We start from the raw sequence: 25,771 nt of genomic DNA, 5'->3' as shown, positions 1-25,771 counted from the left end.
CGGCGTTCACTGCGCCGGGTAGCGGCTGCGGATCAGGGCGATGTGCTGGCGCAGGGCATAGAGTTCATCGGCGTGCGACAGCGGTACCGTGATGGTGGCCACGTGCCGGTCCAGTTGGTCGAGTTCGTTCAGCAGGATGGCCTGTGGGCGGACGCCGGCGGCCAGTGCATCCTCGATGCCCCGAAGTTGGGCATACCAGCGAAACACGCGGGATCGTATGCGCCGGTCGTACAACGGGGGCACGATACGTGACAGGGGCAGCACAATGGCCAGGATCAGACCGAGAACCAGCCACATGCGTTCCACCAGATTGGCCAGCCAGAACGGCAGGTACCGCTGCAGCCAGGGTGGGCCGCCGGTCATCTGGCGCTCGGCCTCCCGGGCCAGAGGCCGTTCACTGTGTGCCGCATTTGGAAACTCCCGCGCCCGGTTGAACCAGCCGGCGCCACCGTGCAGCTTCGCGGCAGCCTGCGAGAACAATTGCAGCAGTGCGGGATGGGTGCCATCGCGGGCCAGGAGGCTGGTGGTTGTCGCGACCAGTCGAACATCCTCGGGGGGCAGGTCGGCCGCCAGATCAACCACACCGCGCGGCAGCACCACGGGCGAGAGAAAACGCAGCCGGCGCGCATAAGCCTCGCTCTGGGCGAAGCTGGCCAGCCGAACCCCGGGGGTCTGCAGCAGCATCTGCACCATGGGCGCTTCGGGCGCCGAGACGAAAACCAGTACGTCCAGTTCCTGGCCCAGAAAAGCCACCACGGCCGGGGTTGCTGCCAGGTAGGAAAGCCGCATCTGCGCGGCGTCAATGCGATTGATGTCCAGCAGGCGGTGGACCAGCGCCGGGCCGCCGCTGCCCGCGGTGCCGATGTTCATGCGCAGCCCTGTGTAGCGGGCCAATCCCGGTGGCTCGGCGGCACCTGCCTTGCGCGGGGATGCGGCCGGCAGGGATGCCTCGCGATAGAACACCCAGACCGGCTCAAGAAACAGATTGCCCAGTGTCAGCAGCGCGTCGGTCTGCTCGTCCGGCCGGCCTGCGGACAGGTCGTCGCTGCCTCCCTGAACGAAACCCAGGTCGACGGAGCCCTCTTGCAGCCGGCGCAAGTTGTCTTGTGACCCCTCGGTGGCAATCTGTTCAACCTGAATGCCATGTGCGGCCAGATGCGCCGCATACCGGCGACCGAATTCGTCATAGGCGCTTTGTGCCGGGCCCGTGGCCAGTCGGACCGTGGTTGGCGGATTCGGCTGCAGCCACCAGAACGCTGCAACCACCAGCCCGATGGCCAGCACCACAATCGGGCCGGCCGACAGCAGCAGCGCCTGCAAGGCGACCCACAGCTCGCGCAGCGACTGACCGGCCGAAGGCTTTGTGCCGGTGTCAGCCACGGCCTGCTCCTGTCGAATCGGGCCGCTGGACTGCGGGCAGTTCCAGGCCCGCCAGGCGCAGTTCGGTGGCTTGGGTTACCGCACGGACTGTCGCCTGCGCCACGGCTTCCGCGGCCATGACACAGAGCACCGTCATGCCGGGTGAGCGGCCGGCCAGGCCGGTGCACAGCGCAAACAGCGTGTCGCCGTCGGAGAGGGTGTGCACCGGGTTGATGGCGCGGGCCAGTCCGTCGTGGCCCACCTGCGCCAGGCGGCGGGCCTGCACCTTGGTGAGTGGCGCATCGGTGGCGATGACCCCGATGGTGGTGTTGGTGCCCGCCAGGATGGCCAGCGGCGGCTCGCCGCGCAGCAGGCTGCGCCGGGCGTCGCGCAGCGCGCGGCTGCCGGGCACCCGCGCCCCGGCCATCAGCGCCCCGGTGTCGGGGTCGAGCACGTCGCCCAGGGCGTTGCAGGCCACCAGTGCCCCGACGGTGACGCCCTCCACCGTGACCGAGGCCGTGCCGATGCCGCCTTTCATGGCGTGGGCCATGCCGAACAGTTTGCCGACGGTGGCCCCGGCCCCGGCGCCCACGTTCCCCTCGGCCGGCGCGGCCCGCGATGCCGCCTCGCAGGCCGCATACCCGGCCGCCGCGTCGGGCCGCACGGAGGCGTTCCCCACGTGCAGGTCGAACAGCACCGCCGCCGGCACGATGGGCACCCGTGCACCCCCCACCTCCAGACCGATGCCCTGACCGTCCAGCCAGCGCATCACGCCGCCGGCGGCGTCCAGCCCCCAGGCGCTGCCTCCGGACAGCAGCACGGCGTGTACCGTGCCCACGGTGTTCACCGGGTCCAGCAGATCGGTTTCCCGGGTGCCGGGCGCGGCGCCGCGCACATCCACGCCGCCCACGGCACCGCCGCGGGCAATCACCACGCTGCAGCCCGTGGGCCGGCGCGGGTCGGTGAAATGGCCGACCTCGATGCCGGCGACGTCGGTGATGGCGCCCCGGCCCGGGGCTGCGTCATTCATGGTCAGGGGCTTGCCTTTTCGATCTGGGTCACGGTGTATTCGCCCCGAATCTTATCGGCGGTGAAGCGCACACGATCGCCGGCCGCCAGGACTTCGAGCATTGCGGACTCGGTGACACGAAACACCATGGTCATGGGCGGCATGTCCAGATTGGCAATGGCTTCGTGTCGCAGTGTGACTTTGCCGGCCGCGCGGTCGACCCGGCGCACTTCAGCCGCCGTCCAGGCAGCGCTGGCGGCCGGACTGGACGCAGCGGCGGTGGCCGGCGGCGCCGAAGGAACTGCGGGGCTCTGGGCCTGCGCCGCCAGCGCTACAGCCATGCCCGTCAGGGCGCAAAGCAGTTGGTGGGGCAATCTCATGGTGTTTCCTTTCGGGAGCGTGTGGGTGTGCATGGGTGCATGGCAGACCGCGAGCGCCGGTGGCGGCACCGCTTGGGGTGGTCAGGGATAGGTCTGGTAGACGCGCGGCTTGCCCTTTTTGTCGACCAGCAGCACGTCGTACCGGTCTTTGCGGCCGGCGTATTCGGGGCCGTCCATGCCGGGTGAGCCGATCGGCATGCCCGGGACGGTAAGGCCCAAGGCATCGGGGCGCTCGCGCAAAAGTCGTCGCACTTCGCGCGCCGGGACATGGCCTTCGATCAGGTAGCCAGAGACCAGCGCTGTGTGGCAGGACCCCAGATGCTCCGGCAATCCCAGGCGCCGCCGCATCGCGGCGTTGCCCTGGTCATGGGCCTTCACCGCGAAGCCGTTCGCTTCGAGGTGCCGCATCCAGTCTTTGCAGCAGCCGCAGTTCGGGTCTTTCCAGACCTCCACCAAAGGGCCGCCCGGCCACGGCTGTGCGAGTACGGGGCCGGCGCCTGCTGCAGCCCATGCGGCCGCGGCGGTCAGAAAAATTCGTCGTTTCATGGGGATTCCGTGCGTTCAATGGGCATGTCCCTGGGGCTTGCGCGCCTGTGCGGCAGCGCTGCCATCGGGGGCCGGGGTTGCGGCTGCGCGGCGCACTTGCGGGGCCTGGGCCACTTCACGGGCCTGGGTGCCACGGGGCAAGGAATACCACCCGGGATCGCTCCAGTCGCCCGGCTTCTGGTCGGCGCGCACCTTCAGCAGGGTGAACATGCCGCCCATGCCGATCGGTCCGTAAGGGCCAAAGCCGCTCATCATGGGTGCGGTGTTGGGGGGCAACTCCATCTCCATGTCCTTCATGTCGGCCATGCCGCGCTCGCCCATCACCATGTAACCAGGATTGGCCCGCTGCAGCGGTGCCACCAGGCCCCGGTGGTCGGTGCCGATCATCGTGGGCACGCTGTGGCCCATCGCGCCCATGGTGTGGTGACTCTTGTGACAGTGCATGGCCCAGTCGCCCGGCTCATCGGCGAGGAACTCGATCTGACGCATCTGTCCCACGGCAATGTCGGTGGTGACCTCGGGCCATCGTGCCGAACGCGGAACCGGCCCGCCGTCGGTTCCGGTGACCTCGAACTCGATGCCGTGGATATGCACCGGATGGTTGGTCATCGTCAGATTGCCCACCCGCACCCGCACCCGGTCACCCAGTCGCGCGACCAGCGGATCCAGCCCCGGGAACACGCGGCTGTTGAAGGCCCAGATATTGAAATCCAGCATGGTGTTGACCTGGGGTGTCATGCTGCCGGGCTCGATGTCGAAGGCGTTGAGCAGGAAACAGTAGTCGCGCTGCACGTCGTCGATCAGCGGATGCTTCTGGCGGGGGTGGGTTACCCAGAAGCCCATCATGCCCATGGCCATCTGCGTCATCTCATCGGCGTGCGGGTGGTACATGAAGGTGCCGGGTCGGCGGGCCTCGAACTCATAGACAAAAGTCTTGCCGGGTCCGATGGAGGGCTGGCTGAGGCCACTGACCCCATCCATGCCGTTGGGCAGACGTTGACCATGCCAGTGGATGGTGGTGGCCTCGGGCAGGCGGTTGGTGACATACAGGCGAACCTTGTCCCCCTCGACCACCTCAATGGTCGGTCCGGGGCTTTGACCGTTGTAGCCCCACATGTTGACCAGAAACCCCGGCGCCATCTCGCGCACGACCGGTTCCGCGACCAGATGAAACTCCTTGACGCCCTGGTTCATGCGCCAGGGCAGGGTCCAGCCGTTGAGGGTCACCACGGGCTGGTAGGGGCGGCCGGCGCCGGTGACGCCGGGCGGGGTCCATGGAGGCGCCGTGGCCGCAGAGCCCTGCGAGACGGTCTCGGGAAGGGCGGCCATGGCAACCCGGCTGACGCTGGCAGCAGCCGCGGCGCCCAGTGCGGCGCCGGCAAAAAACTGGCGTCTTTTCATCTCAGTGTCCTCCTGCGGAACGGGCGGCGGCGCCGCCGGGAAACGGGGCACTTTCGGCCCCCGCATAGGGTGCGCCGGCCAGCAGCGCCCGCCAGTCTGCCTCGGCCTGCCAGTAGGCAAGCCGGGCCTGGGTGACGCTGTCGAGTGCGGCCAGACGTTCGCGGGCGGCGCCCAGCAGATCCCAGGTGCTGACCAACATGCCGTTGTAGCGTTGCAGCACGTCCTGCTCCCGTGCTTCCCGGTGCGCCAGCGTTTCGTCCTGTGCAAGTCTGGCCAGGGCGTGGTGGGCTTGCAGGGCCGCCCAGGCCTCGCGGGCTTGCGAACGCAGGTGCGAGACCGACAGCAGAAGCCGGGCGCGGGCCTGCACGGTATGGGCGCTGCGGTGGTCAAGCAGCGCCCGGCGATCTGTCAATGGCGGCAGGGTGACCGGTCCCGCCGCGTCGACGGCCTGCGTTAGCGCGCGGGCATGGGCGGCGGTCCAGGCCATGGTGCCGATATCCTGGGGCAACCGGGCGGTGGCCGCGTATTCGCTGTGCAAGTCCGGCCGGGCATGGAGCGCGGCGCCTTCCGGTCCGAGCGGCGGTTCCTCGGGCGGTGTACTGGCAGGGGCAGGCAGGTCGCCAGGCAGGTGCCGGCGCATGGCCTCCAGCGCTTGCGGCTGCCAGATCCCCAGGCTGCGGGCCAGTTGCTCGACAGCCACCCGCTCGGCCAGTCCTGCGGCGAGCCAGCTCTGGCGCGCGGCGGTTTCTGTCTGCAGCTCATTGAGGTGGCGCAGGCGGCTCCAGTTGCCGGCGAGCACCATGCGCCGCCCCAGCTCGGCGCCGGTGCGGGCGTTTTCCAGGGTATCCGTGGCGCGGGCCAGGCGGGCACGGGCGGCAACGGCGGCCAGCCAGGCACGCTGCACTTCGCGCACCACCTCCGCCATGTCGGCTCGCCGCTGGGCTTTTTCAAGCGCGCTCAGGCCGGGGGTGTCCACCAGCGTGGGGCGTTGCTGCAAGGCCTGCGTGACGAGTGTGGCAAGGGCGGTGGTTGCCGGGGCGGCAGCGGTGCCGACGGCAGCTTTCGGATCGCCGCTCTGGGCGCTCTCCCAGCGCAGGATGTCGACATGGCCGCGCGGAAACTCGGCGACACGGGCGTTGGCCTGCTGCCATTGCGCCAGCGCGGCGCCGCGTTCGCTGGCCGGCTGGGGGCCGGGTGGGGTCGGTGGCGGCAGCTGTGGCGTCGACGCTGCAGCGGCCGCAGCGGGACGAAAGGCGTCGTCCAGGTCCTGCGCGGCAGCCGCTCCCGTCAGCGTCAGCCCGGCACTGACGGTGAGGGCAGCCTGCCGGAAAACTTTACGGTGAAACATGAATGCTCCTGAGTGGGGTGAACGGACCCGAAGTGCCGGGCGGAAATCGGCGCACGGCACCATGGGGTGCCCAACGGGTGGTCAAGGTTCATCCCGGGGGAAGCTCGGGCGCCGCCGTTGCGGCGCCCCGGGCCCGGGCAAGCGGCTCAGGCGATGGGCGGCTTGAGCTGCGGACCCGGCAGCGTGCTGCGGTGGCCGCCGGCCCGAAAGGCGGGCTGGGCGCCGGGTAACGCCGTTTCGGCTGCCGCCGGCAGCGGCTGCAGCAGCACGGCCAAGTGACAGATCTGGCAGGTGCCGCAGGTGCTGGCGTGGTGGCTGTCGGGCTCGCCGCCCTCACTGGCCGCCAGGGCGTCGTGACAGGGTCCGTGGCCGTCGGCAGCCGCTGAAATCGCGGGATATTCGGCCATACCCATCGTGGAATGGTCACTTCCTGCTATGGAAATCGCATGTTTGGCGAAGTTCTCCACACCTTGCACCGCCATGGTGTCCGCTGCCCAGCCGCGCAGGGGCAGCAGGGCGATCAGCAGAACAAGCAAACAGTGGCGCATGGGAAAGATGATACCGCCCGGTGCCAACAAGTTCCCGCCCCCACCCGTTGTCGCCGGGCCTGCCGCTGGCATGAGCCCTCGGTGCCCGGGCTGGCCGTCAGAATCCTGTCGTGATCGCATCGACCACGTTGAGATCTTCATCCACCACCGCCATCCAGCGCCAGCGGTCAAAGGTGGCGCAGGGGTGCGAGATGCCCAGGGCAACCCGGTCGCCCACGCGCAGACCGGCGTCATCGTCACCGACCCGCAGGTAGGCATGCTGGTCGTTGAGGGCATCGATCTGCCAGTGGGCCGGCGCGGGGTGGGTGGTGTGTGTGCCGGCCGGGCTGACCACCAGCGGCATCGGCAGGCCCATGTCGGTCGACACATCGCGTTTGCCGGCACCCAGTACCGCCAGGCCGGGTTCGGGCATGGACAGCACCACGCACCACACCCGCAGCGCGGCCTGCAACCCGGTGCCGCAACCCAGGCGCCGGTTCACCGCCTGGCCCATGCGGCGGTAAAAGCCGTCGTCGTGCGTGACGTAGCAGCCGGCGCGCAGCAGCGCCCGCACCGGGCGTTGCAACGCCGGGCGCAGCGCCCGCGCCACCAGGTCGAACACGGCCGAGCCACCGGCGGTGACCAGCACCTCGTCGGCCTCGAACAGGCCCTCGGCTTCGGCCTGCGCGGCCAGGGCGTGCACCCGTGCCATCAGCGTGTCCACCAGCGCGGTGTCGGCCGCGTCGTCGCCCTTGGCCCACAGGCCTTCGTAGCACTCGATGCCCACCAGGCGCACGGCGGGGCTGGCCCGCGCCGCCCGTGCCAGCGCCAGCGCGTCGGCCGCGTCCCGGCAGCCGGTGCGCCCGCCCGCCAGGCCCAGTTCCAGCAGCACGTCCAGCGGTGCGGCGCCGGTCTGTGTGTGCCAGGCTTCGATGGCGGCCAGCTGTGCGGGTGAATCCAGCAGAAAGGGCGCCACCAGCCCCGGGTGGTCCCGGCGCAGCGCCGCCAGCGCGGACAGATCGACCGGCTGCAGCACCTGGTTGGCGATCAGCACCCGGCGCGCACCGGCCGCCAGGGCAACGGCCACCTGCGCCACGCTGGCCACCGTGATGCCCCAGGCGCCGGCGTCCAGCTGGGCGCGAAACAGCTGCGGCGACAGCGTGGTCTTGCCGTGGGGGGCGAGGTCGATGCCGGCGCGGGCCACCAGATCCTGCATCCAGCGCAGGTTGTGGGCCAGCGCGTCGCGGTGCACCACGGCCAGCGGCAGCGGCAGGTCGCCGCGCAGCAGGTTCCAGCCTTGCGCGCCCACCGCCGAGCGGCGCAGGGCGCCAGCGGCGGGTGGAAAGCCCTTGTACGTTCCGTCCAGCAGCGGGTTGGTCAGGTCGGCGGCTGTCACGGGGTTCGCTCCAGTTGGGCAAGTGCCTTGTCGCGCCACTGCGCCACGCTGTCCAGCAGATCGCGCTGGCTGAAGGAGCAGCTCTCCTCGGTGAAAAGGGCGCTCGATTCCAGTCGATCCAGCAGACCGAACAGCACCTCGCCGTAGCGGGGTGGCAGAGCCTGCAGCAGCGCGTCGTGTCCGCGGGCCGCGCGGCAGAATGCGGCGGTGCCAAGCTGGCCGGCGCGCACGGCGTCGAGCGAGCGGGTCAGATCATCCAGTTGGGTCAGGGCGTTCATGACGAGTCTCCGTTGAAGGGGAGGTCAGCAAGGTCAGTCCGCCCGCCAGCGCGAAAGGCAGGGCGAGCCAGGCCAGCTCGCGCAGACCGATCCAGGCGCTGCCGATACCGCCCACCGCCGCGCCCAGGGCGGTGCCGAAATAGAGCATCGACGCATTCAGGCTGATCAGCAAGGGGGCATGGGCGGGCGATTCGGTGGCCAGCCGTATCTGCTGCGGCGCCATCATGCCGAAGCCACAGACGCCCCAGACCACAAAAACGGCGACCATGGCCTGCGGCAGGCCCTGGGTGACGGGCACCAGGGCCATCATCGCGGCCAGACCGGCCAGTTGCAGGCGCAGGGTGGGCAGGGGACCGAAGCGGTCCGCGGCCCAGCCACCGGACACGGTCCCGGCCACACCGGCCAGCCCGAACACCATCAGTGTGGTCGACAGGGCGCCGGCATTCATCGGGTTGAGGGCCTGCAGCACTGGCCCGATGTACGAAAACACCGCGAAGATGGCGGTGAAATACAAAAGTGTCAGCGCCAGTGTCCGGCGCACCACCGGACGGGCCAGCAGCGGCCGCAGGTCGCCGAAGCCGCTACCACCGCCGGCCAGCTGACGGGGCACCCACAGGCTGACCAGCACCAGCATCAGCAGCGCCAGCGCGGCCAGCGCGAGCACGGGGACCCGCCAGCCCCAGGCGGTGCCCGCCCAGGCCGTCAGCGGCAAGCCGATCACGTAGCTGAGGCTCATGCCCAGGAAAGTCAGCGACAGCGCCCGGCCCCGCTGCGCCGCGGGAACCAGGGCAACGGCCAGGCCGGCCGCTACCGGGGTCAGCACGGCACCGGCACCCATCAGCACCCGCCCGGCCAGCAGCCACTCCAGGCTGGTTGCCAGCGCACACAGCAGCTGGCCGGCCGCGAACAGGGCCAGAGCCAGCTGCAGGCAGGCGCGCCGGCTCCAGTGCGCCGTTCGCAGCATCACGGCGGGGGCGAGGATGGCATTGGCCAGGGCGTACACCGTCATGGATTGACCGGTCGTGGCCACACTGCTGCCCAGCGACGCGGCCATGGGCGCCAGAATGCCGGTCAGCCCGAACGCCCCGCTGCCGATCACCAGGTTGCAGGCGGCCAGCAGGTACAGCAGCGCGGGCACGGGTGAGGGGTGTCAGAGCTTCACGGCGGGCGGCAGCGGCAGCTTGCGGCGCGTCATTTCGGAGCGCACGCGGTCGGGGTAGTCGCTGATGATCCCGTCCACCGGCAGATCAAGGATGCGGGCGATATCGGCCGGTTCGTTGACCGTCCAGGGGATCACCTTCAGGCCCAGGCTTTGCGCCTCGCGCAGCAGCGCGGGTGTGAGGTCGTTGAAGTTGGGTGACCAGACATGGCCGCCGGCGGCCTTGACCATCCGGGGCACGCTGCCATGGTCGGCCAGGCGCTGGCCGGCGGTCCACAGACCGGGCTCGGATTCGATGGAGTTCAACTGCGGCCGCTGGACGCTGAGGTAGACGGTGCGGACTTTGGGCGCCTGCGCACGCAGCAGCTGCAAGGTGCGCCAGTCGAAACTCTGGACCATCACCCGCTCTTCCATGCCGTGCTCGCGGATCACCGCCAGCAGCGCCTGCACGAAGGGCTCGGGCGCCAGCGTGGCATCCGGCCGGCGCGGGTCAATTTTGGTCTCAATGTCGAACTGCACCGCATCCGCGCCCAGCGCCTTGACGCGTGCAAATACGTCCGCCAGGCGGGGCATGCGGGTGCCGTCGATGGGCTGCTGCTGCGGAAACTGCTGCGCATAGCGGCTGCCGGGGCGCAGGCGACCCACATCGTAGGTCTGCAGCTGAGCCCAGGTGAGCGAGCGGATCGGCGTGGGCGCCGTCAGCCACTGGCCGTCCGGGCCGCGCACCAGGTCGGGGTTGAGGATCGGATCGTGCGACACCACCACGACCCCATCCGCCGTGATGCCGGTGTCCAGCTCCAGCGTGGTCACGCCGATGGCCAGCGCCCGCTCGAAGGCCGGCAGCGTGTTTTCCGGCATCAGGCCCCGTGCGCCGCGATGGCCCTGGAGGTCAAAAGCCGCCGCCAGGGGGCTGGCGACGGAGAAAGCCAGCAAAAATGCCAGATACCCAGCGTGAAATGGTCGCATGATGCTATGAAAAAGGAATTAATCGGTTGGTCGAGGAGCGTGGCATGACCGGGCCCTGAAGAGCCGTTCGCGTCAATCGAGCTTGGCGCCGGATTTCTTCACCGCATCGGCCCAGCGTGGCATCTCCGCGGCGAGGAACTTTGCGAAGTCGTCCGCACCCAGGAAGGCCGGGTCGGCGCCCTGGGTGATCATGCGATTGCGAATGTCGGGCGTGGTCAACACCTGGCGGAAGGCGTCGCTGAGTTTGGCGACCACCTCTTTGGGTGTGCCGGCCGGTGCCAGGAAACCATAGAAGCCCACCACCTCGAAACCCTTGAGACCGGATTCGATCACCGTCGGGGTGTCGGGCAGGGCGGGGTTGCGCTCGCGACTGGTCACGGCCAGCGCGCGCACCTTGCCCTGCTTGTGATAGGCGGCCGCCTGCGGAATCGATTCGGCCATGAATTGCACCTGGCCGGCCATGAGGTCGGTGAAGGCCGGCGCGCTTCCGCGGTAGGGGATGTGCACCATGAACAGTCCGGTGGCGGTCTTGAACATTTCCGGCACCAGGTGGCTGATGCCGCCATTGCCGGCCGAGCCGTAATTCACCTGCCCGGGCCGGGTGCGGGCGTAGTCCATGAACTCCTTGAGGGTGTTGGCCGGCACCTTGGGATTGACCAGCAGCGCCAGCGGCTGCATCGCGGTGCGGGCAATGGGCGTGAAGTCCTTGAGTGTGGCGTAGGGCAGCTTGCTGTACAGCGCGGGGTTGATCACCATGACACCGGTGTTGGCCAGCATCAGGGTGTGGCCATCGGGTGCGGCTTTCATCACTTCCTGTGCGCCCACGGTGCCGCCGGCGCCGGCCTTGTATTCCACCAGCACCGGCTGGCCCAGCACCGCCTGCAGCCGGTCGGACAACAGCCGCGCATGCTGGTCCAGTGGTCCGCCGGCCGGAAAGCCGACCACGATGCGTACCGGTTTGGTGGGAAAGGCGGACGCGGTGGCGCTGACCGCCAGGGTGGCGCAGGCCAGCAGGGTTCGCAGCAGGGGATGCATGGGAGGTCTCCGGTTCTGTGTGGGATGACGCCCATGATACGCAGGCCGCCCGGCGTCGCGGCGGCGACAGTGTGGCGCCCCGTGCCGTGTGCCGGCCGCCGTAGCATGGGCGCCGCAGCGGCCACCCCGGTGGCCGACAAGCGACAAGAAGGAGACTCCATGCCATCCCACCACCGTTTCTGGCCCCGGCGCCTGCCGCATACCATCCATCCGCCGTGCACCTCGCTGTGGGACAACCTGGCGATCAGTGCGCTGCGTTACCCGCGCAAGCCGGCCATCGTGTTTTTCGGGCGGGTCTACACCTATGCCACGCTCCAGTCCCAGGCTGAGCGGCTGGCGGCGCGCCTGGTGGCGCTGGGCGTGGCGGCGGGTGAGCGCGTGGTGGTGAACATGCAGAACTGCCCCCAGCTGGTGATTGCGCACTTTGCCATCCTGAGGGCCAATGCGGTGGTGGTGCCGGTCAACCCGATGAACCGCGCCGAAGAACTCAAGCACTACATCACCGACCCCGACACCCGGGTCGCCATCACCACGGGCGATCTGGCGGCCGAATTCGCCCGCGCCAGCGACGCGTTGCCCGAAGGCCGGCGCCTGGCCCACCTCATCGTCACCCATTTCACCGACGCCTTCGACGGCAACATCGTCGGTGACGACGCCCCGCCCGAGGTCTGGACCGACTGGCTGCTGACGCACCACGCGCTGCCGCCGCTGGCCGGTGGCGCGGTGCTGTCCTGGAACGACGCGCTGGCCAACGACTTGCCGCTGCCGCCCGTCACCGCCGGCCCGGAGGATCTGTCCATCCTGCCCTACACCAGCGGCACCACCGGGCTGCCCAAGGGCTGCATGCACACCCATGCCAGCGTCATGCACAACGCCATGGCCTCCAGCCTGTGGGGCCAGGGCACGCCCGAGACCGTGTCGCTGGCGGTCGTGCCGATGTTCCACATCACCGGCATGGTGTCGGTAATGCACGCGGCCATCTACGGCAGCGCCACGCTGATCCTGATGCCGCGCTGGGAGCGCGACCTGGCCGGGCGTCTCATCTCCCGCTACCGGGTCACGCACTGGACCAACATTCCCACCATGGTCATCGACCTGCTGGCCAGCCCGCGCTTTGACCGCTACGACCTGTCCAGCCTGGTGCTGATCGGTGGCGGCGGCGCCGCCATGCCGCAGGCGGTGGCGCAGCGGCTGCAAGACCTGTTCGGCCTGAAATACGTCGAAGGCTACGGCCTGACCGAAACCGCGGCGCCCTCGCACCAGAACCCGCCCGACCGGCCCAAGCAGCAATGCCTGGGCATCCCCTACATGAGCACCGATGCCCGCGTGATCGACCCCGAAACGCTGCAGGAGCTGCCCCAGGGCGAATCGGGCGAGATCGTCATCCACGGCCCCGAAGTGTTCAAGGGCTACTGGAAGCGGCCCGACGCCACCGCGCAGGCCTTCATCACCCTGGAGGGCAAGCGCTTCTTCCGTTCCGGTGACATGGGACGCATTGACGAAGACGGCTATTTCTTCATGACCGACCGGCTCAAACGCATGATCAACGCGTCGGGCTTCAAAGTCTGGCCGGCTGAGGTGGAGGCGCTGATGTTCCGCAACCCCGCCATCCAGGAGGCCTGTGTCATCGCGACCCAGGACGCCTACCGGGGCGAATCGGTCAAGGCGGTGGTGGTATTGCGCGCCAGCCACCAGGGGCAGGTGAGCGAGCAGGACATCATCGACTGGTGCCGCGACAACATGGCCGTCTACAAGGTGCCGCGCGTGGTGCAGTTCGCCGACAGCCTGCCCAAGAGCGGCAGCGGCAAGGTGATGTGGCGCCTGCTGCAGGAGGCCGAAGGCGCTTGAGACGCCGCGCCGCCGCCGCCGGCGACCCCCAGGCCCTCGCCAAACCCGATTACAGGCCTTTTATGTCAATACCCAGCGCAAAAAGGTCGCCGAATGCTCACTTTTTCATAGTTTCGAGGTACTGGCCCGAGGTCACCCCCATGGAAACGTAGATGCTGGTCAGCGCCTCCATGCCCACGTCGGCCGGCACCACCCAATGGGCGGGCACATACATCAGGCCACCGCCGACCGGCACGGGCGCCGTCGGCACCAGAACGCCATGAAAGGCCTGCCCGCCGATCAGCACCGGCACCGGCGTCGACAGCAGGCCCAGCACCACGGTGCTGGCCGCCGGCTCACCCGGGGCCGGGGGGCCGCCGAAGTGCAGCCACACCGGCTTCATGGTGGGCATGCCGTCCCGTTTGCCCGGTCCCACCAGCGCCACCAGCTTCTGCGCCACGTCGTAGACCGTGCGCACCACCGGGATTTTCTGCATCACCGCATCGAAAGCGCGGGCAAGGCCGCGTTGCAGTTCGGTCTCCACCAGCAGCCCGAACAGATACACCCCCAGTGCCAGCAGCAGCACACCCAGGGCGTAACCGGCCGCATCCGAGCCGGTCAGGCCCAGGCCCAGCCGGGTCAGCAGCGAGCCGACCAGACTGTCGGGCCCCAGCCACGACGACAGGATGCGTGCCGTCCAGACCAGCAGCGCCAGCGTCGCCGCCAGCGGCAACAGGGCCAGCAGGCCGGCGACGAAGGTTCGTATCGGGTGTCGGGAACGCAGATGCATAAGGCTCCGCCGGACGCTTGCCGGCGCTTGGTCGCACAATGGCAGCGATGTTGCCATGAACCGGCGGCCCCGGCCGCCGCCCCACGGAGAAGTTACGGATGATCGCCAGCCACCTGCCCCTGCCCCAGGCCAACCCCGCCGATGTCGGCCTGTGTCCGCTGCGCGCGCAGCGTCTGCTCGACCGGCTGCAGGCCGATGTGGACCGCGGCCGCCTGCCCGGCGCGGTGGTGCTGGTCGCGCGGCGCGGCAAAGTGGCCCTGTTTGAGCACCTGGGCCGGCAGAACCCCGCCACCGGCAGCCGCATGGCGCGGGATTCGCTCTTTCGCATCTATTCGATGACCAAACCCCTGGTGTCGGTGGCGACGCTGATGCTGATGGAGCAGGGCCGCGTGTTGCTGAGTGACCCGATAGCGAAATACCTGCCCGAATTCGCCGGCCAGCCGGTGGCGGTGGAGCACGACGGCGTGCGCACGCTGGTGCCGGCGGCGCGGCCGGCGACGGTGCAGGACCTGCTGCGCCATACCGCCGGATTCACCTACGAATTCCTGGGTGTGGCCGGCGTGCAGCGCGAATATGCGCAGGCCCGGCTGGGCTCGCGCGAACGCAGCAATGCCGAGTTCTGCGCCGCGCTGGCCGCCATTCCGCTGATGTTCCAGCCCGGCAGCGTCTGGGAGTACAGCCGCGCCACCGACGTGCTCGGCCGACTGGTGGAGGTGGTCGCCGGACATAGCCTGGGCACCTACCTGCGCGAGCATGTCTTCGAGCCCCTGGGCATGACCGACACCGGTTTCACGGTGCCCGAACAGCATCTGCCCCGCCTGGCCGAGCCCTTTGCCCACGACCCGGATGGCGGCGTGCCCATGCCCGTGACCGATTTTCGCCATCCCGGCCGCATGGAAGGCGGCGGCGGCGGGCTGGTGTCCACCGCCCGGGATTACGCCCGCTTCCTGCAGTTTCTGCTGAACAAGGGCGCACTCGATGGTGTGCGCCTGCTGGGTCCGCGCACCGTCGACTACATGACCGCCGACCACCTGGGCGACATTCCGGTGGCGCCCGGCGCCAGCGCGTCCCTGCTGCCGCCCGGCCACGGCTTCGGCCTGGGTTTTGCCGTGCGCATCGCCGCCGGCGAGGCGCCCACCCCGGGCTCCGTGGGCATGTACTACTGGGGTGGCATCGCCGGCACCACATTTTTTGTCGATCCGGCCGAAGAGCTGTTTGCGATCCTGATGATCCAGGCACCCAACCAGCGGGAGTTCTACCGCCCGCTGCTGCGCGACATGGTCTACGCCATGCTGGTCGACTGAGTCGCCCGGTCCGTCTTCTTCACCCCGGAGCCCTGATGTCCCGAACCCGCCCCCACCAACCCCTTGCCCTGGTCACGGGCGCATCCTCTGGAATTGGCGAGGCGCTGGCCGGCCAATTCGCGGCCGCCGGCCATGATCTGGTTCTCGTGGCCCGCAGCGCCGACAAGCTGCAGGCGCTGGCCGCGGCGCTGCGCACCCGCCACGGCGTTACCGTGCGGGTCGAGCCGGCCGACCTGGCGGTGCCGCACGCGGCCGCCGCACTGGCCGCCCGTCTTGACCGCGCCGGGTTGTCGGTGGATGTGCTGGTCAACAACGCCGGTGTGCTGGCCCAGGGCGCGTTTGTGCGTCAGGAGGCGTCGGTGCACCGGCAGATGATCGACCTCAACATCACGGCGCTCACGGCCCTGCTGTCGGCCTTTGTGCCCGCCATGGCGCAGCGGGGCGCCGGCCGGGTGCTGAACGTGGCTTCCATCGCCGCGTTCCAGCCGGTGCCCTCGCTGGCGACCTACGCCGCCACCAAGGCGTATGTACTTTCGTTGACCGAATCGCTGGCGGTCGAACTGCGTGACAGCGGCGTCACCGTGACGGCGTTGTGCCCCGGCATCACGGCCACGCCCATGCTCGATTCCGCTGCCGCGGCCAATGCCCAGGTTTCGCGCCTGCCCGGGATGCTGATCGGCCGCGTCGAGGAGGTGGCCCGCGAAGGTTTTGCGGCCTGCATGAACGGCGACGTCATCTGTGTGCCCGGCGCTGTCAACCAGGCGGCGGTTCTGGCCTCGCGCGGCACCCCCAAATGGCTGTTGCGTCGCGTCGCCGGCCTGTTCGGGCGCAAAACCGGGCAGTTTTGAAGAAAACAGGGCAATACCCAGCGAAAAGCAGTGCTTTCAAGCTATAAATTCGATAGTCGATGTGGGGTGTGACATGAGCAAAAGCCGGCCTTACGACGTGGTTCTCTATGGCGCCAGCGGCTTTGTCGGGCGCCAGACCGTGGCGTATTTCGCCGCGCACGGGGGCGGGCTGCGCTGGGCGCTGGCCGGACGCAACCGCGACAAGCTGGAGGCGGCCCGGCAGGCCGCCGGACCGGGCGCGGCCCATGCCGGCATTGTGGTGGCCGATGCGGCCGACGCGCGCGCGCTCGCCGCGCTGGCGGGCGACACCCGCGTGGTGCTCAGCACGGCCGGGCCGTTTGCCCTGTTCGGCAGTGCCCTGGTCGCCGCCTGCGTGGCGCAGCGCACCCACTATGTGGACATCACCGGCGAGACCCCGTGGGTGCGCGGCCTGATCGACCGCCACCATGCGCAGGCAGCCGCCGATGGCACCCGCATCATCCCCTGCTGCGGTTTTGACTCCGTGCCATCCGATCTGGGTGCCGCGATGCTGGTGCAGCACTTCGCGGCCCAGGGCGAACCCTGCAAGCAAGTGAAGGCCGCGTTCTCGCTGCGCGGGGGCTTCAATGGCGGCACGCTGGCGTCGGCGCTGAACATGCTCGACTCCGGCCAGGCCGATGCCCTGGCCGACCCGTGGCTGCTCAATCCCGCGGACACCCGACCCCCGGCCGGACCCACCGATGCGGACCCCGTGGCGCCGCATCGCGACGCCGATTTCAAGGCCTGGGTCGGCCCGTTTTTCATGGGCCCGGTCAATACCCGGGTGGTTCGGCGCAGTGCCGCGCTGCTGGATTACGGGCCCGGTTTCCACTACCAGGAATACCTGCGTTTCGGCTCCGGCGCCGCGGCGGCGCTGATGGCGGCGGGGTTGAGCGCCGGGATGGGCGCCTCGCAGGCGGCGCTCAAGCTCGCCCCGGTGCGAGCGCTGGCGCGGCGGCTGGCGCCCGCGCCCGGTGAGGGGCCGTCCGAAGACAGCATGAACCGGGGCGGTTTCCGCTGCGAACTGGTGGGTTTCGGTGCGCGCGGCACGGTGGCCCGCGCTCGGGTGGCGGCGTCGGGTGACCCCGGCAACCGCGCCACGACGGTGATGGTGTGTGAGGCGGCGCTGGCCCTGGCCCTGGCGTTGGACGCCCGCGCATTGCCGGGCGGGAAGTCCGGCGGCGGGGTTCTGACGCCGGCCAGCGGGTTGGGGGTGGTGCTGGCCGACCGGCTGCGCCAGGCCGGTATGACACTGGCGCTGGTGGCTTGAACCGCCAGCGTCCCTTGCTGGATTACTTGCCGGCCTTTTTCGCGTCTTCGTTCATCTTGTTCACGAAGTAACGCACATACCAGACCCCCATGCCCAGCATGAACACAATGACGGCCAAGCTCATGGCGCCGTAGTCGGTGCCGATCAGATCGCTGAAGAGTTTCACGGTCAGTCTCCTGGAGCGCGATGCGCCCGGTTGCAGTGACCGCTACTGTCCGCCCGGTTCGTCCGGACGGTTCTGATCTTTATCAATCGCCGGTTCGGCATCGGCGTTCTTGTTGAGGTAGATCATGTCCGACCAGGTTGCCAGCCATTGCGGGCGGAAGGCGACGAAGATGGCGGCCATCATGCCGGTCATGAAGGCATCGCCCCAGGCCATCAGCCAGCGGGCCACCAGGCCCAGGCCGGTGCTGACGTGTGCCAGTTCCTGACCGCTCCACTGCGCCAGCAAACCTGCGCCGAACACCGCCACGGCCGTGCCCAGAAAGCCGCGCCCGAGGATGTAGACAAAGGGGTGATGCCAGACCCAGCGGCGCAGCGCGCCGCCCAAGGCCAGGGCAATGGTGGCCGGCACGATGCCCAGCCAGACCGCGAGGTCTATGGTTTCCAGCAGCGGCAGCGGCGCCCACAGGGACGAAATGAAGGCGACCAGCAGCAGGACCGGCACCGCCAGCGGCCAGCCCAGGGTCAGCAGCACCATACAGGCTCCGGACCATTGCAACTGCAAGGGCATGGCGTGCAGGCGCGGCAGGGCCCACAGCCAGGGCAGAACCACCAGCGCCGCCAGCAGCGGCGTGGCGAGCGTGCCGTCGCGCAGCATGCGCCAGGGCCGCATCAGCATTGCCGCTGCCAGTGCCACGGTGGCAACGATCAGGGTGGCGCTCATGCGGTGGTCCGCCGCGTCTCGGGCTCAGAATGCCACGTAGCGGCCGGGCCGGTGATTCACGGCCAGCGCCAGGTTGAGCACCACACCGCCCAGGACCGACAGCGCCACCCGCCCCGGATCGGCGATCCACAACGCGGTCAGGACAATCAGCGAATCGAGCACCAGCTGCACGGACCCGGCCCGCCAGCCAAAACGCTCCTGCAGCAGCAGGACGACCACATTGAGTCCCCCCAGGCTGGCACGGTGGCGAAACAGGATCAGCATGCCCGCGCCGCACAGCAGCCCGCCGAGCACCGCCGCCAGGGGCGGTGCGACATGGCCGAAACTCAGTCCTTTGGGCAACAGCCAGGTGAACAGCGACAGCAGCGCCACGGCCACAAAGGTCTTGACCGTGAACGCCGGGCCCATGCGTTTCCAGGCCAGCAGGTAGAACGGCAGGTTGATCAGAAAAAACGCCAGGCCGAAGCTTGTTCCGGCGCCGTAATGCAGCAGGAAAGCGATGCCGGCCGTGCCGCCGGTGAGCAGCGAGGCCTGTGCAAACATCATCACGCCCAGCGCCACAAACATCGTACCCGTGAGCAGTGCCTGCACGTCTTCGTACAGGCGATGGCGCAAGGCCCCGGGCGCGGCGGGCGTTTTGGACGCTGCGGGCGCCGCCAGCGGCGCCTGGGCGGTGCGGGCGCTCATGCCGGGGTGGCGACCGCCTCCGCCGGGGTCGCGGTGGCCGGCTCGGAACAGGTGTCACCGCCACAGCCGTGAATGACCTCCTGGGGCAGCGCCTGGGGCATCCGCACCACACCGGTTTCGGGGTCGTAGCCCACCCGGCGCAGGTGCAGCGCCAGGGCGGCATCCATGGCCTGCGCATGGTGCGGGAACCAGGCCGACAGTTCGCGGACCATCGCCCGGATGACGTCCAGTTCGCCGCGCTCGCCGCGCGCGAGTCCCTCGCGCAGAACCTGCAGCACCACCTTGTGCTGCGTGGTGTGGCAATTGGTCGAAGAGAACCGGGTGGCCGCCATCCACTGGTCTTCCTGGGCGAAATGGTCGTCGGTATGGGCCACCAGCGCACGCCAGCGGCCCAGCAACTGGTCGTCGGGCGCCATCTCGGCGGCGCCGAGCAGATCAATGAATTCACGGTGCGTCTGATCCATGACCGGCAGGTCCATGGCCAAGGCGTCCGACCACTCGAGATAAGGCATGATGAGGCTTTGCGAAAATCGAAGTGGCAAGCTTAGCCGCGCCGGTGTCGCGCTGGCTTGATCCAGGTCATGCCACGACGCCAGGTCCTTGCCATACTGAAACGCTTCTTCCGCCTCGTTCTTCCCGTCCCGCTGCCATGCCCCAAAGTCTTCTTGCCCCGCCCGTCACAGCTCCGGAGGCGCTTGCCGCGACGCTGAGGGATCAGGGCTACGGCGTGCTGTCGGCACAGGCAGTGCGGCAGGCTGCGGGCCTGTCGGAGCCGGCGCTGCACCAGCTGGCCGCCGACTGGGATCACCTGCCCCCGGACGCCTACCTGCGCGACGGCGGGCGCTACCGGCGCCGCCGGCACGAGAGCTTCATGATTCGTGACGCCCAGGTGGTACCGGTGTCGCACCGCGCCCACTGGCAGAGCGTGGACTACAACGCGCTGCATGGCGGCATGGCGCGCTGGTTTGAGCCGATTGCGCCGGACACCACCGCATCGGTGACCTGGCAGCGTTTGCTGTGCTGGCTGGGCACGGTGGCCGACGGGCTCTGGGGTGTGGAGCCCTGGTACGGCGAGGCGCATCAGTTCCGTATCGACACCACCGACGGCATCGGTCGCCCCACTCCCGAGGGCGCACACCGCGACGGCGTCGATCTGGTGGCGGTGTTTCTGGTGGCCCGCCAGGGCGTCAAGGGCGGCGAGACCCGGGTTTTTGATGCCGCTGGCCCCACCGGCCAACGGTTTACGCTCACCGAACCGTGGTCGGTGTTGCTGCTCGACGACCACCGGGTCATCCATGAATCCACACCGATTCAGCCGCTGGCCGGCTTTGGCTGGCGCGATACCCTGGTGGTGACACTGCGCGCGGTCGGTTTCCCGGATGCCGAAGTGGTGGACCCCTCAGGCGCTTGATCCGGGTCAAGAAGTGGCGCCGGGCCGGTCCCCATAATGAGGCACCACACCACAGAGGAGTCACCCATGTTCAAGCACATTCTGGTTCCGGTCGACGGCTCGGCCACGTCCTTCAAGGCCGTTGACAAGGCGGTTGATCTGGCCAAGGCCTTTGATGGCAAGGTCACGGTGATCTATGTCATCGACCCCTATCCGTTCACCGGCGTCGGCACCGACTTTGCCTACGGCCAGGCCACGTACCTGAGCGCGGCCAGCGCCGAGGCCAATGACTCGATCCGCGCGGCCCGCGAACGGATCGAAGCGGCCGGTGTGTCGCTGGAGTCCACCGTGGTGGAGAACCATACCCCGTGGCGTGGCATCATCGAGACCGCCAATGCCATCGAGGCCGACCTGATCGTGATGGGCTCGCATGGCCGGCGCGGACTGGAAAAAATGGTGCTCGGCAGTGTCGCGCAGCGGGTTCTGCAGCATGCCGACCAGCCAGTGCTGGTGGTTCGGGCTCCGGAATGAAGGTTTTGGGTCTTTTTGCCAGAAACCCAGCGTAAAAAGGTCACTTTCAGCTACTGAAAAGGTAGCGTTTTTCGTACCCGTGGCCTTCAGTCACGCGGTCGAAAGCCCATCTCGATCACGGCGGGCACCCGCCCGTCGGTGTCGCGGGGCATTTTTTCGGTCTTGTCCAGCGCCCGCAGCACGGCGTCGTCCCATGCGCGCAGGCCGCTGGGGGTGATCAGCCGCCGGCTGGTGATGGTGCCATCGGGTGCGGTGCGGACCTCGACGATGGCGCGCGGATTGCCGGCCATCAGGTCCGGGTAGACGATGTTGGGTTTGACGGCGGCCACCACCCGCCCGGCATACGTGGCCGAGGGGCCGGCGGCGCCGATGCTGGCCTGGGTCGCGCCGCCCGCGGCCAGTGCCGCCGCCGCAGCTGGGCTGGGCATTGCCGGGCTGGCGTTCGGGCTGGGGCTGGCTGCTCCGGCCAGGCGCATTGCCCGTTCGATCTGGTCTTTCTGGCGGGCATCCTGCTCGCGTTTTTCGGCCTGTTTGCGGGCCGCCTCGGCCTTTTGTTCCTGCTCGTGCCGCTTCGCTGCCTCGGCGGCCTGGCGGGTTTTGAGGGCTTCGGCGGCTTTTTGTTCGGCGAGTTTGCGTGCCGCTTCCGACGCGGCGCGCTGGCGCTCGGTGGCGATGGCCGCGTTACGGGTTTCCGGTGGCGAGGCGGCTTTCGGTGGGGCAGCCGGCGGCGGCGGGGCGGGGCGGGGCTGTGGCGCCGGTGCAGGAGGTGGTGGAGGCGCTGGCGCGGGCGCCAGGGTGGGCATGGCCGCCCACAGCTCGGCCTGTACCGTGGTGACCGGGGCGTCCCGCTGCCAGCGGGTGCCCCAGGCCAGCGCCAGCACAAGGACAACATGCACGGCCAGCGCCAGCCCGACCGACAGACCCTGGCCCGGCGGGGGGGCCGGCGCCCACAGTGCGGGGTCGTCAGGAATCCGGGTGACCGTGGCGGACATGGCAGGGGTTGTGATGGACGACAGGCGCTTGCGCGGGCTGAAGGCAGAGCCGCTCAGGGCGCCAGTTGCACGGCCAGACCGACCCGGCTGACGCCACCGCGCTGCAGCCGGTCCATGACTTTCACCACCACCTCATACTTCACCGCGCGGTCGGCGCTGATGACCACCGGCAGATCGGCCTGCCCGCCCTGCGCGGCCCGGACCTGCGCCAGCAGCTGGTCTGCCGCAACCGGCCGCTGGGAATCGCCGTGGCGCAGGCTCAGCGACTCGTCCCGCCCGATGGTGATCTGGATCAGCTGATCGGGCGTGCGTGCCGCCTTGCCGACGGAGGGCAGGTCGATCAGACTGGGGGTGATGAGCGGCGCGGTGACCATGAAGATGATCAGCAGCACCAGCATCACGTCAATGAAAGGCACCATGTTGATTTCGCTGATGGTGCGACGGCCCCGACCACGGCTGCGGGAAATGACGGCTGGCATGGCAGGCTCCGGTCCGCAGGGTTGACGGTCTCAGTGCCCCGAGGCCGAATGGGCCCCCAGGTTGCGCTGCAGGATGTTGGAAAACTCCTCGATGAAGGTCTCCAGCTTGTTGGCGACGCGATCAATGTCGTGTGCGAAGCGGTTGTAGGCCACCACCGCCGGGATGGCCGCGAACAGCCCGATGGCGGTAGCCACCAGCGCTTCGGCAATACCCGGTGCGACGGTTGCCAGGGTCACCTGTTGCAGGCTGGCCAGCCCGGTAAACGCATGCATGATGCCCCAGACCGTGCCGAACAGCCCCAGATACGGCGATACCGATCCGACCGAAGCCAGCAGTGACAGGTTCGATTCGATCGCGTCCAGCTCGCGCTGGTAACTGGCGCGCATGGCGCGCCGCGCGCCGTCAAGCACGGTGCCGGCGTCGGTGATGCCGCGCTCGCGCAGTTTCTGGAATTCGCGCATGCCGCTGGCAAAAATGCGTTCCATCGGGCCGGCGTTCTTGGCGTTCTGGGCGGCAGCGGCATAGAGGTCGTTCAGGCTGGTGCCGGACCAGAAATCGCGCTCGAAGCTGTCGTTGAGGGCGCGCACCCGCTTGAGCGTGAAAAACTTGCGAAAGATGGCGGCCCAGCTGGCGACCGATACCGCAACCAGCAGCAGCATGACCAGTTGCACGACCAGACTGGCATGCAACACAAGCTGGACGATGGACAGGTTCTGACTCATGAGCGCAGGGCCTCCAGGACAGGGGGGGGAATTCGGGTCGGCCGCAACGTCAGGGCATCGACCCAGCCGGCGCGCACCAGCGCCTCGCACAGCAGTTCGGCGGCACCGGTTGGCGGACGGCGCAGCGCGCGCTGGCGGATCAGCAGCGACGCGCGTCCGCCTTCAACCAGTTCGGCAGTCACCACCAGGCTGTCGTCCAGACGCGCCGGCCGGTGGTAACGCACCGACGCCTCGCTGACAACAAACTGGCCACCGGTCTGCTCCCGCAGCGCCTGCTGGTGCACCCCGCAGGCGCGCAGCCATTCGGTACGCGCACGCTCGAAAAACCGCAGGTAGTTGGCGTAGTACACGATGCCACCGGCGTCGGTGTCTTCCCAATACACCCGCACGGGCCATTCAAACAAGGCTGCGGTCACGCCAGCACCGCATGCAGACGGTCGGCGGCGCACTGCAGGTGCTCCATCGAGCTGGCGGTGGAGAACCGCACGAAACGGCCCGTGGTGGCGTTGCCGAAATCGCGCCCGGGAGTCACGGCCACCCGGGCACTGCGCATCAGGGCAAAGGCAAAGTCCCAGCTGTCGCCCACGCCCAGCCGAGCGGCGGCCTGGCTGCAATCGGCCCAGGCGTAAAACGCACCATCCGGCATCACCGGCACGGCAAGGCCCGCTTTCGCCAGCGCCGGTACAAAAAAGTCGCGCCGGGCCCGAAACTGGGCGCGTCGCTGCTCGTATTCGGCCAGGCTTTCGGGCTCGAAACAGGCCAGCGCGGCATATTGCGAGACAGCGCTGGCACAGATGAACAGGTTCTGCGCCAGCCGCTCCACGGCCGGCACCAGCGAATCCGGCACCACCAGCCAGCCCAGGCGCCAGCCGGTCATGTTGAAGTATTTGGAAAAGCTGTTGATGCTCACCACATCGTCACCCAGAGCCAGCGCCGACTGCCCGAAGCGGCTGTCATAGGACAGGCCAAGGTAAATCTCGTCGACCAGCGTGAAGCCGTCGTGTTCGCGCACGCATTGGTGGATACGGGCAAGTTCCTGCGGGTCGATCGAGGTGCCGGTGGGGTTCGAGGGCGACGCCAGAAGCACCCCGCGGGTGCGGGCTCCCCAGGCGGCCCGGACGGTGTCGGCGCCCAGCTGGAAGCGGCCCGCGGCGTCGGCCGGTATCAGCACCGGGCGGCCGTCGGCGGCGGTCACGAAGTGGCGGTTGCAAGGGTAGCTGGGGTCGGGCATCAGCACCTCGTCTCCGGCATCGATCAGCGCCAGGCAGGCCAGCTGAAGGGCGGCGGAGGCCCCGGCGGTGATGACAATACGCCGGGCCGGCACGTCCAGCCCGAAACGGCTGGCATACCAGCCGCTGAGTTGTTCGCGCAAGGCCGGCAGGCCCAGGGCAGGCGTGTACTGGGTGATGCCGTCCCGGATGCAGCGGTGCGCCATTTCACGCACCAGCGCCGGAGCGGTGAAATCGGGCTCGCCAATGTTGAGGAAAATCATCGGTTCACCGCTGCCGGCGAACTCGCGGGCCATTTGTCCGGCGGCCTTGGCGACCTCCATGACATAAAAGGGCTCGATGTTTTGAGCGCGGCGAGACAGGCGCATGGTGCTCCCCGATCAACGCGGGGCGCGTTCGGATTTGGGATCGGCCGCCACCTCGGCCGGACGCAAGCGTCGCGCCAGGCCATGCAGCACGCCGTTGACGTACTTGTGGCCATCGGTGCCGCCGAAGGACTTGGCCAGTTCGACACATTCGTTGATGATCACCCGCCAGGGCACATCGGGGCAATGCTGGAACTCGTAGCCACCGATCCACAGAACGGCCCGTTCGATCGGCGAAATCTCCGCCAGGCGCCGGTCCAGCAGCGGAACCAGAAGGGCGTCCAGTGCCTCGGCTTCGGCGATGCAGCCATGGAGCAACGCGTCAAAATGTACTGAGTCGGCCTTGTTGAATCCGCTCAGGTCCCGGGTGAAGGCGTCGATGGCAGTCGCCTCATTGCGGCCCACCAGATGCTGGTAGAGGGCCTGCACGGCGAACTCCCGGGCTCGCGAGCGGGCCGAGCGGGTTGGCGCTTTCGCACCGTCGGGTCTGGATTTGCCACCACGCCCGACCGCGCCGGCCGCGCTGCCCGGCAGGGGAGCCTGGGTACCGTCGGGCGTCATGCCAGATCCTCCAGCAGGTTGGCCATTTCGACGGCAACGCGGGCGGCGTCGCGTCCTTTTTCATGCTGGCGGGCCAGGGCCTGGGCCTCGTTCTCGGTGGTCAGGATGGCGTTGGCGACCGGCAGCTGGTAGTCCAGCGCAATGCGGCTGACACCGGCGCCGGATTCGTTGGCGACCAGTTCGAAATGGTAGGTCTCGCCGCGGATGATGCAGCCCAGGGCGATCAGCGCGTCGTACCGGTCGCGCTCTGCCAGTGCCTGCAGGGCCACCGGCACTTCCAGGGCGCCAGGCACCCGGACATGTTCGATGTGGCGGGGATTGACGCCAAGCGCCTGCAATTCCTGCAGGCAGGCCGAGGCCAGCGCGTCGGTGATTGATTCGTTGAAACGGGCCTGCACGATCCCGATGTGCAGCCTGCTGCCGTCCAGCTTGTCCGATTTGCCTTTTTCTGCGCCAAACATCTGTGT

30 protein-coding genes are annotated in these 25,771 nt (G+C 68.8%); 6 read left to right on the top strand and 24 right to left on the bottom strand.

The features are described from left to right. Nucleotides 1-6: 6 nt before the first annotated feature. The 12 genes from AC2EBU_RS06335 to AC2EBU_RS06280 form a co-directional block, all read right to left on the bottom strand. Nucleotides 7-1,380, bottom strand: coding sequence for a TAXI family TRAP transporter solute-binding subunit (locus AC2EBU_RS06335; RefSeq protein WP_484609519.1), 1,374 nt, complete (start codon nucleotides 1,378-1,380; stop codon nucleotides 7-9). Beyond that, nucleotides 1,373-2,389 carry a P1 family peptidase gene (locus AC2EBU_RS06330; protein ID WP_484609518.1) on the bottom strand — a complete coding sequence of 339 codons (1,017 nt, stop codon included), beginning with the start codon at nucleotides 2,387-2,389 and terminating at the stop codon, nucleotides 1,373-1,375. Before AC2EBU_RS06330 ends, AC2EBU_RS06335 begins: the two co-directional genes overlap by 8 nt. Nucleotides 2,390-2,391: 2 nt before the next feature. After that, the gene (locus AC2EBU_RS06325) at nucleotides 2,392-2,748 is read right to left on the bottom strand and encodes a copper-binding protein (protein WP_484609517.1); all 357 of its coding nucleotides are present in this window, start codon (nucleotides 2,746-2,748) and stop codon (nucleotides 2,392-2,394) included. Nucleotides 2,749-2,829: 81 nt separating this feature from the next. Next, complete coding sequence (locus AC2EBU_RS06320; RefSeq protein WP_484609516.1) at nucleotides 2,830-3,294, bottom strand: DUF411 domain-containing protein; 465 nt, start codon at nucleotides 3,292-3,294, stop codon at nucleotides 2,830-2,832. 15 nt (nucleotides 3,295-3,309) lie between these two features. Further along, nucleotides 3,310-4,695: a multicopper oxidase family protein gene (locus AC2EBU_RS06315; protein WP_484609515.1), complete on the bottom strand. Its 1,386-nt coding sequence runs from the start codon at nucleotides 4,693-4,695 to the stop codon at nucleotides 3,310-3,312. A 1-nt stretch (nucleotide 4,696) separates the two neighbouring features. Further along, nucleotides 4,697-6,043, bottom strand: a complete 1,347-nt coding sequence (locus AC2EBU_RS06310) for a TolC family protein (protein ID WP_484609514.1) — start codon at nucleotides 6,041-6,043, stop codon at nucleotides 4,697-4,699. Nucleotides 6,044-6,189: 146 nt separating this feature from the next. Then, nucleotides 6,190-6,591: a hypothetical protein gene (locus AC2EBU_RS06305; RefSeq protein WP_484609513.1), complete on the bottom strand. Its 402-nt coding sequence runs from the start codon at nucleotides 6,589-6,591 to the stop codon at nucleotides 6,190-6,192. Nucleotides 6,592-6,688: 97 nt separating this feature from the next. Further along, nucleotides 6,689-7,966: an alanine racemase gene (locus tag AC2EBU_RS06300; protein ID WP_484609512.1), complete on the bottom strand. Its 1,278-nt coding sequence runs from the start codon at nucleotides 7,964-7,966 to the stop codon at nucleotides 6,689-6,691. After that, on the bottom strand, nucleotides 7,963-8,244 hold the full coding sequence (locus AC2EBU_RS06295; protein ID WP_484609511.1) for a hypothetical protein: 282 nt from the start codon (nucleotides 8,242-8,244) through the stop codon (nucleotides 7,963-7,965). Before AC2EBU_RS06295 ends, AC2EBU_RS06300 begins: the two co-directional genes overlap by 4 nt. Then, the gene (locus tag AC2EBU_RS06290) at nucleotides 8,219-9,382 is read right to left on the bottom strand and encodes an MFS transporter (RefSeq protein ID WP_484609510.1); all 1,164 of its coding nucleotides are present in this window, start codon (nucleotides 9,380-9,382) and stop codon (nucleotides 8,219-8,221) included. The genes AC2EBU_RS06295 and AC2EBU_RS06290 overlap by 26 nt, the downstream gene beginning before the upstream one ends. Nucleotides 9,383-9,394: 12 nt before the next feature. Further along, the gene (locus AC2EBU_RS06285; RefSeq protein WP_484609509.1) at nucleotides 9,395-10,369 is read right to left on the bottom strand and encodes a glycerophosphodiester phosphodiesterase; all 975 of its coding nucleotides are present in this window, start codon (nucleotides 10,367-10,369) and stop codon (nucleotides 9,395-9,397) included. A 72-nt stretch (nucleotides 10,370-10,441) separates the two neighbouring features. Next, nucleotides 10,442-11,404, bottom strand: coding sequence for a Bug family tripartite tricarboxylate transporter substrate binding protein (locus AC2EBU_RS06280; protein ID WP_484609508.1), 963 nt, complete (start codon nucleotides 11,402-11,404; stop codon nucleotides 10,442-10,444). A 159-nt stretch (nucleotides 11,405-11,563) separates the two neighbouring features. Between AC2EBU_RS06280 and AC2EBU_RS06275 the strand changes: the two genes are divergently transcribed. After that, nucleotides 11,564-13,252, top strand: a complete 1,689-nt coding sequence (locus AC2EBU_RS06275; RefSeq protein WP_484609507.1) for a long-chain fatty acid--CoA ligase — start codon at nucleotides 11,564-11,566, stop codon at nucleotides 13,250-13,252. Nucleotides 13,253-13,349: 97 nt separating this feature from the next. Here the strand turns inward: AC2EBU_RS06275 and AC2EBU_RS06270 are convergent, their stop codons facing one another. Next, nucleotides 13,350-14,021 carry a DUF502 domain-containing protein gene (locus tag AC2EBU_RS06270; protein ID WP_484609506.1) on the bottom strand — a complete coding sequence of 224 codons (672 nt, stop codon included), beginning with the start codon at nucleotides 14,019-14,021 and terminating at the stop codon, nucleotides 13,350-13,352. A gap of 98 nt (nucleotides 14,022-14,119) precedes the next feature. On the opposite strand from AC2EBU_RS06270, the gene AC2EBU_RS06265 reads away from it, so the two are divergent. The 3 genes from AC2EBU_RS06265 (at nucleotide 14,120) to AC2EBU_RS06255 (ending at nucleotide 17,461) form a co-directional block, all read left to right on the top strand. After that, nucleotides 14,120-15,325 (top strand): serine hydrolase domain-containing protein, encoded by a 1,206-nt coding sequence (locus tag AC2EBU_RS06265; protein WP_484609505.1) that lies wholly within the window; start codon nucleotides 14,120-14,122, stop codon nucleotides 15,323-15,325. Between the two features lie 35 nt (nucleotides 15,326-15,360). Further along, nucleotides 15,361-16,173: an SDR family NAD(P)-dependent oxidoreductase gene (locus AC2EBU_RS06260; protein ID WP_484609504.1), complete on the top strand. Its 813-nt coding sequence runs from the start codon at nucleotides 15,361-15,363 to the stop codon at nucleotides 16,171-16,173. 73 nt (nucleotides 16,174-16,246) lie between these two features. Continuing rightward, nucleotides 16,247-17,461 carry a saccharopine dehydrogenase family protein gene (locus AC2EBU_RS06255; protein ID WP_484609503.1) on the top strand — a complete coding sequence of 405 codons (1,215 nt, stop codon included), beginning with the start codon at nucleotides 16,247-16,249 and terminating at the stop codon, nucleotides 17,459-17,461. A 22-nt stretch (nucleotides 17,462-17,483) separates the two neighbouring features. Here AC2EBU_RS06255 and AC2EBU_RS06250 read toward each other — a convergent pair whose 3' ends face one another. From AC2EBU_RS06250 to AC2EBU_RS06235, 4 genes are read right to left on the bottom strand one after another with little or no spacing between them, the layout of a single operon-like run. Beyond that, on the bottom strand, nucleotides 17,484-17,627 hold the full coding sequence (locus tag AC2EBU_RS06250; RefSeq protein ID WP_484609502.1) for a DUF3149 domain-containing protein: 144 nt from the start codon (nucleotides 17,625-17,627) through the stop codon (nucleotides 17,484-17,486). Between the two features lie 42 nt (nucleotides 17,628-17,669). Then, nucleotides 17,670-18,347 (bottom strand): hypothetical protein, encoded by a 678-nt coding sequence (locus AC2EBU_RS06245; protein WP_484609501.1) that lies wholly within the window; start codon nucleotides 18,345-18,347, stop codon nucleotides 17,670-17,672. A 24-nt stretch (nucleotides 18,348-18,371) separates the two neighbouring features. Further along, nucleotides 18,372-19,034, bottom strand: a complete 663-nt coding sequence (locus AC2EBU_RS06240; protein WP_484609500.1) for a YitT family protein — start codon at nucleotides 19,032-19,034, stop codon at nucleotides 18,372-18,374. Continuing rightward, nucleotides 19,031-19,546, bottom strand: coding sequence for a hemerythrin domain-containing protein (locus AC2EBU_RS06235; protein WP_484609499.1), 516 nt, complete (start codon nucleotides 19,544-19,546; stop codon nucleotides 19,031-19,033). Before AC2EBU_RS06235 ends, AC2EBU_RS06240 begins: the two co-directional genes overlap by 4 nt. A gap of 137 nt (nucleotides 19,547-19,683) precedes the next feature. Between AC2EBU_RS06235 and AC2EBU_RS06230 the strand changes: the two genes are divergently transcribed. Both AC2EBU_RS06230 and AC2EBU_RS06225 read left to right on the top strand, forming a co-directional pair. Further along, entirely contained in the window at nucleotides 19,684-20,445 is a 762-nt protein-coding gene (locus tag AC2EBU_RS06230) for a 2OG-Fe dioxygenase family protein (RefSeq protein ID WP_484609498.1), read from the top strand. Between the two features lie 66 nt (nucleotides 20,446-20,511). Continuing rightward, a complete protein-coding gene (locus AC2EBU_RS06225; RefSeq protein WP_484609497.1) occupies nucleotides 20,512-20,955 on the top strand; it encodes a universal stress protein in 444 nt (147 codons plus the stop codon). An 86-nt stretch (nucleotides 20,956-21,041) separates the two neighbouring features. Here AC2EBU_RS06225 and tolA read toward each other — a convergent pair whose 3' ends face one another. The 7 genes from tolA to ribH are packed head-to-tail and all read right to left on the bottom strand — an operon-like array spanning nucleotide 21,042 to nucleotide 25,765. Beyond that, nucleotides 21,042-21,947 carry a cell envelope integrity protein TolA gene (gene tolA, locus AC2EBU_RS06220; RefSeq protein WP_484609496.1) on the bottom strand — a complete coding sequence of 302 codons (906 nt, stop codon included), beginning with the start codon at nucleotides 21,945-21,947 and terminating at the stop codon, nucleotides 21,042-21,044. Between the two features lie 53 nt (nucleotides 21,948-22,000). Beyond that, the gene (locus tag AC2EBU_RS06215; protein WP_484609495.1) at nucleotides 22,001-22,426 is read right to left on the bottom strand and encodes an ExbD/TolR family protein; all 426 of its coding nucleotides are present in this window, start codon (nucleotides 22,424-22,426) and stop codon (nucleotides 22,001-22,003) included. A gap of 30 nt (nucleotides 22,427-22,456) precedes the next feature. After that, nucleotides 22,457-23,149 (bottom strand): protein TolQ, encoded by a 693-nt coding sequence (gene tolQ / locus AC2EBU_RS06210; protein ID WP_484609494.1) that lies wholly within the window; start codon nucleotides 23,147-23,149, stop codon nucleotides 22,457-22,459. After that, a complete protein-coding gene (gene ybgC, locus AC2EBU_RS06205) occupies nucleotides 23,146-23,565 on the bottom strand; it encodes a tol-pal system-associated acyl-CoA thioesterase (RefSeq protein ID WP_484609493.1) in 420 nt (139 codons plus the stop codon). Before ybgC ends, tolQ begins: the two co-directional genes overlap by 4 nt. Next, nucleotides 23,562-24,746, bottom strand: coding sequence for a pyridoxal phosphate-dependent aminotransferase (locus AC2EBU_RS06200; protein ID WP_484609492.1), 1,185 nt, complete (start codon nucleotides 24,744-24,746; stop codon nucleotides 23,562-23,564). Before AC2EBU_RS06200 ends, ybgC begins: the two co-directional genes overlap by 4 nt. Nucleotides 24,747-24,758: 12 nt before the next feature. After that, nucleotides 24,759-25,304, bottom strand: coding sequence for a transcription antitermination factor NusB (gene nusB / locus AC2EBU_RS06195; protein WP_484609491.1), 546 nt, complete (start codon nucleotides 25,302-25,304; stop codon nucleotides 24,759-24,761). Then, nucleotides 25,301-25,765, bottom strand: a complete 465-nt coding sequence (ribH, locus tag AC2EBU_RS06190; protein WP_484609490.1) for a 6,7-dimethyl-8-ribityllumazine synthase — start codon at nucleotides 25,763-25,765, stop codon at nucleotides 25,301-25,303. The genes nusB and ribH overlap by 4 nt, the downstream gene beginning before the upstream one ends. Between the last annotated feature and the right edge of the window lie 6 nt (nucleotides 25,766-25,771).

The organism is Curvibacter sp. T50 (assembly GCF_057219955.1).
The sequence above is the reverse complement of the archived record's forward strand: the minus strand, read 5'-3'. Positions and strand labels throughout refer to the sequence as shown.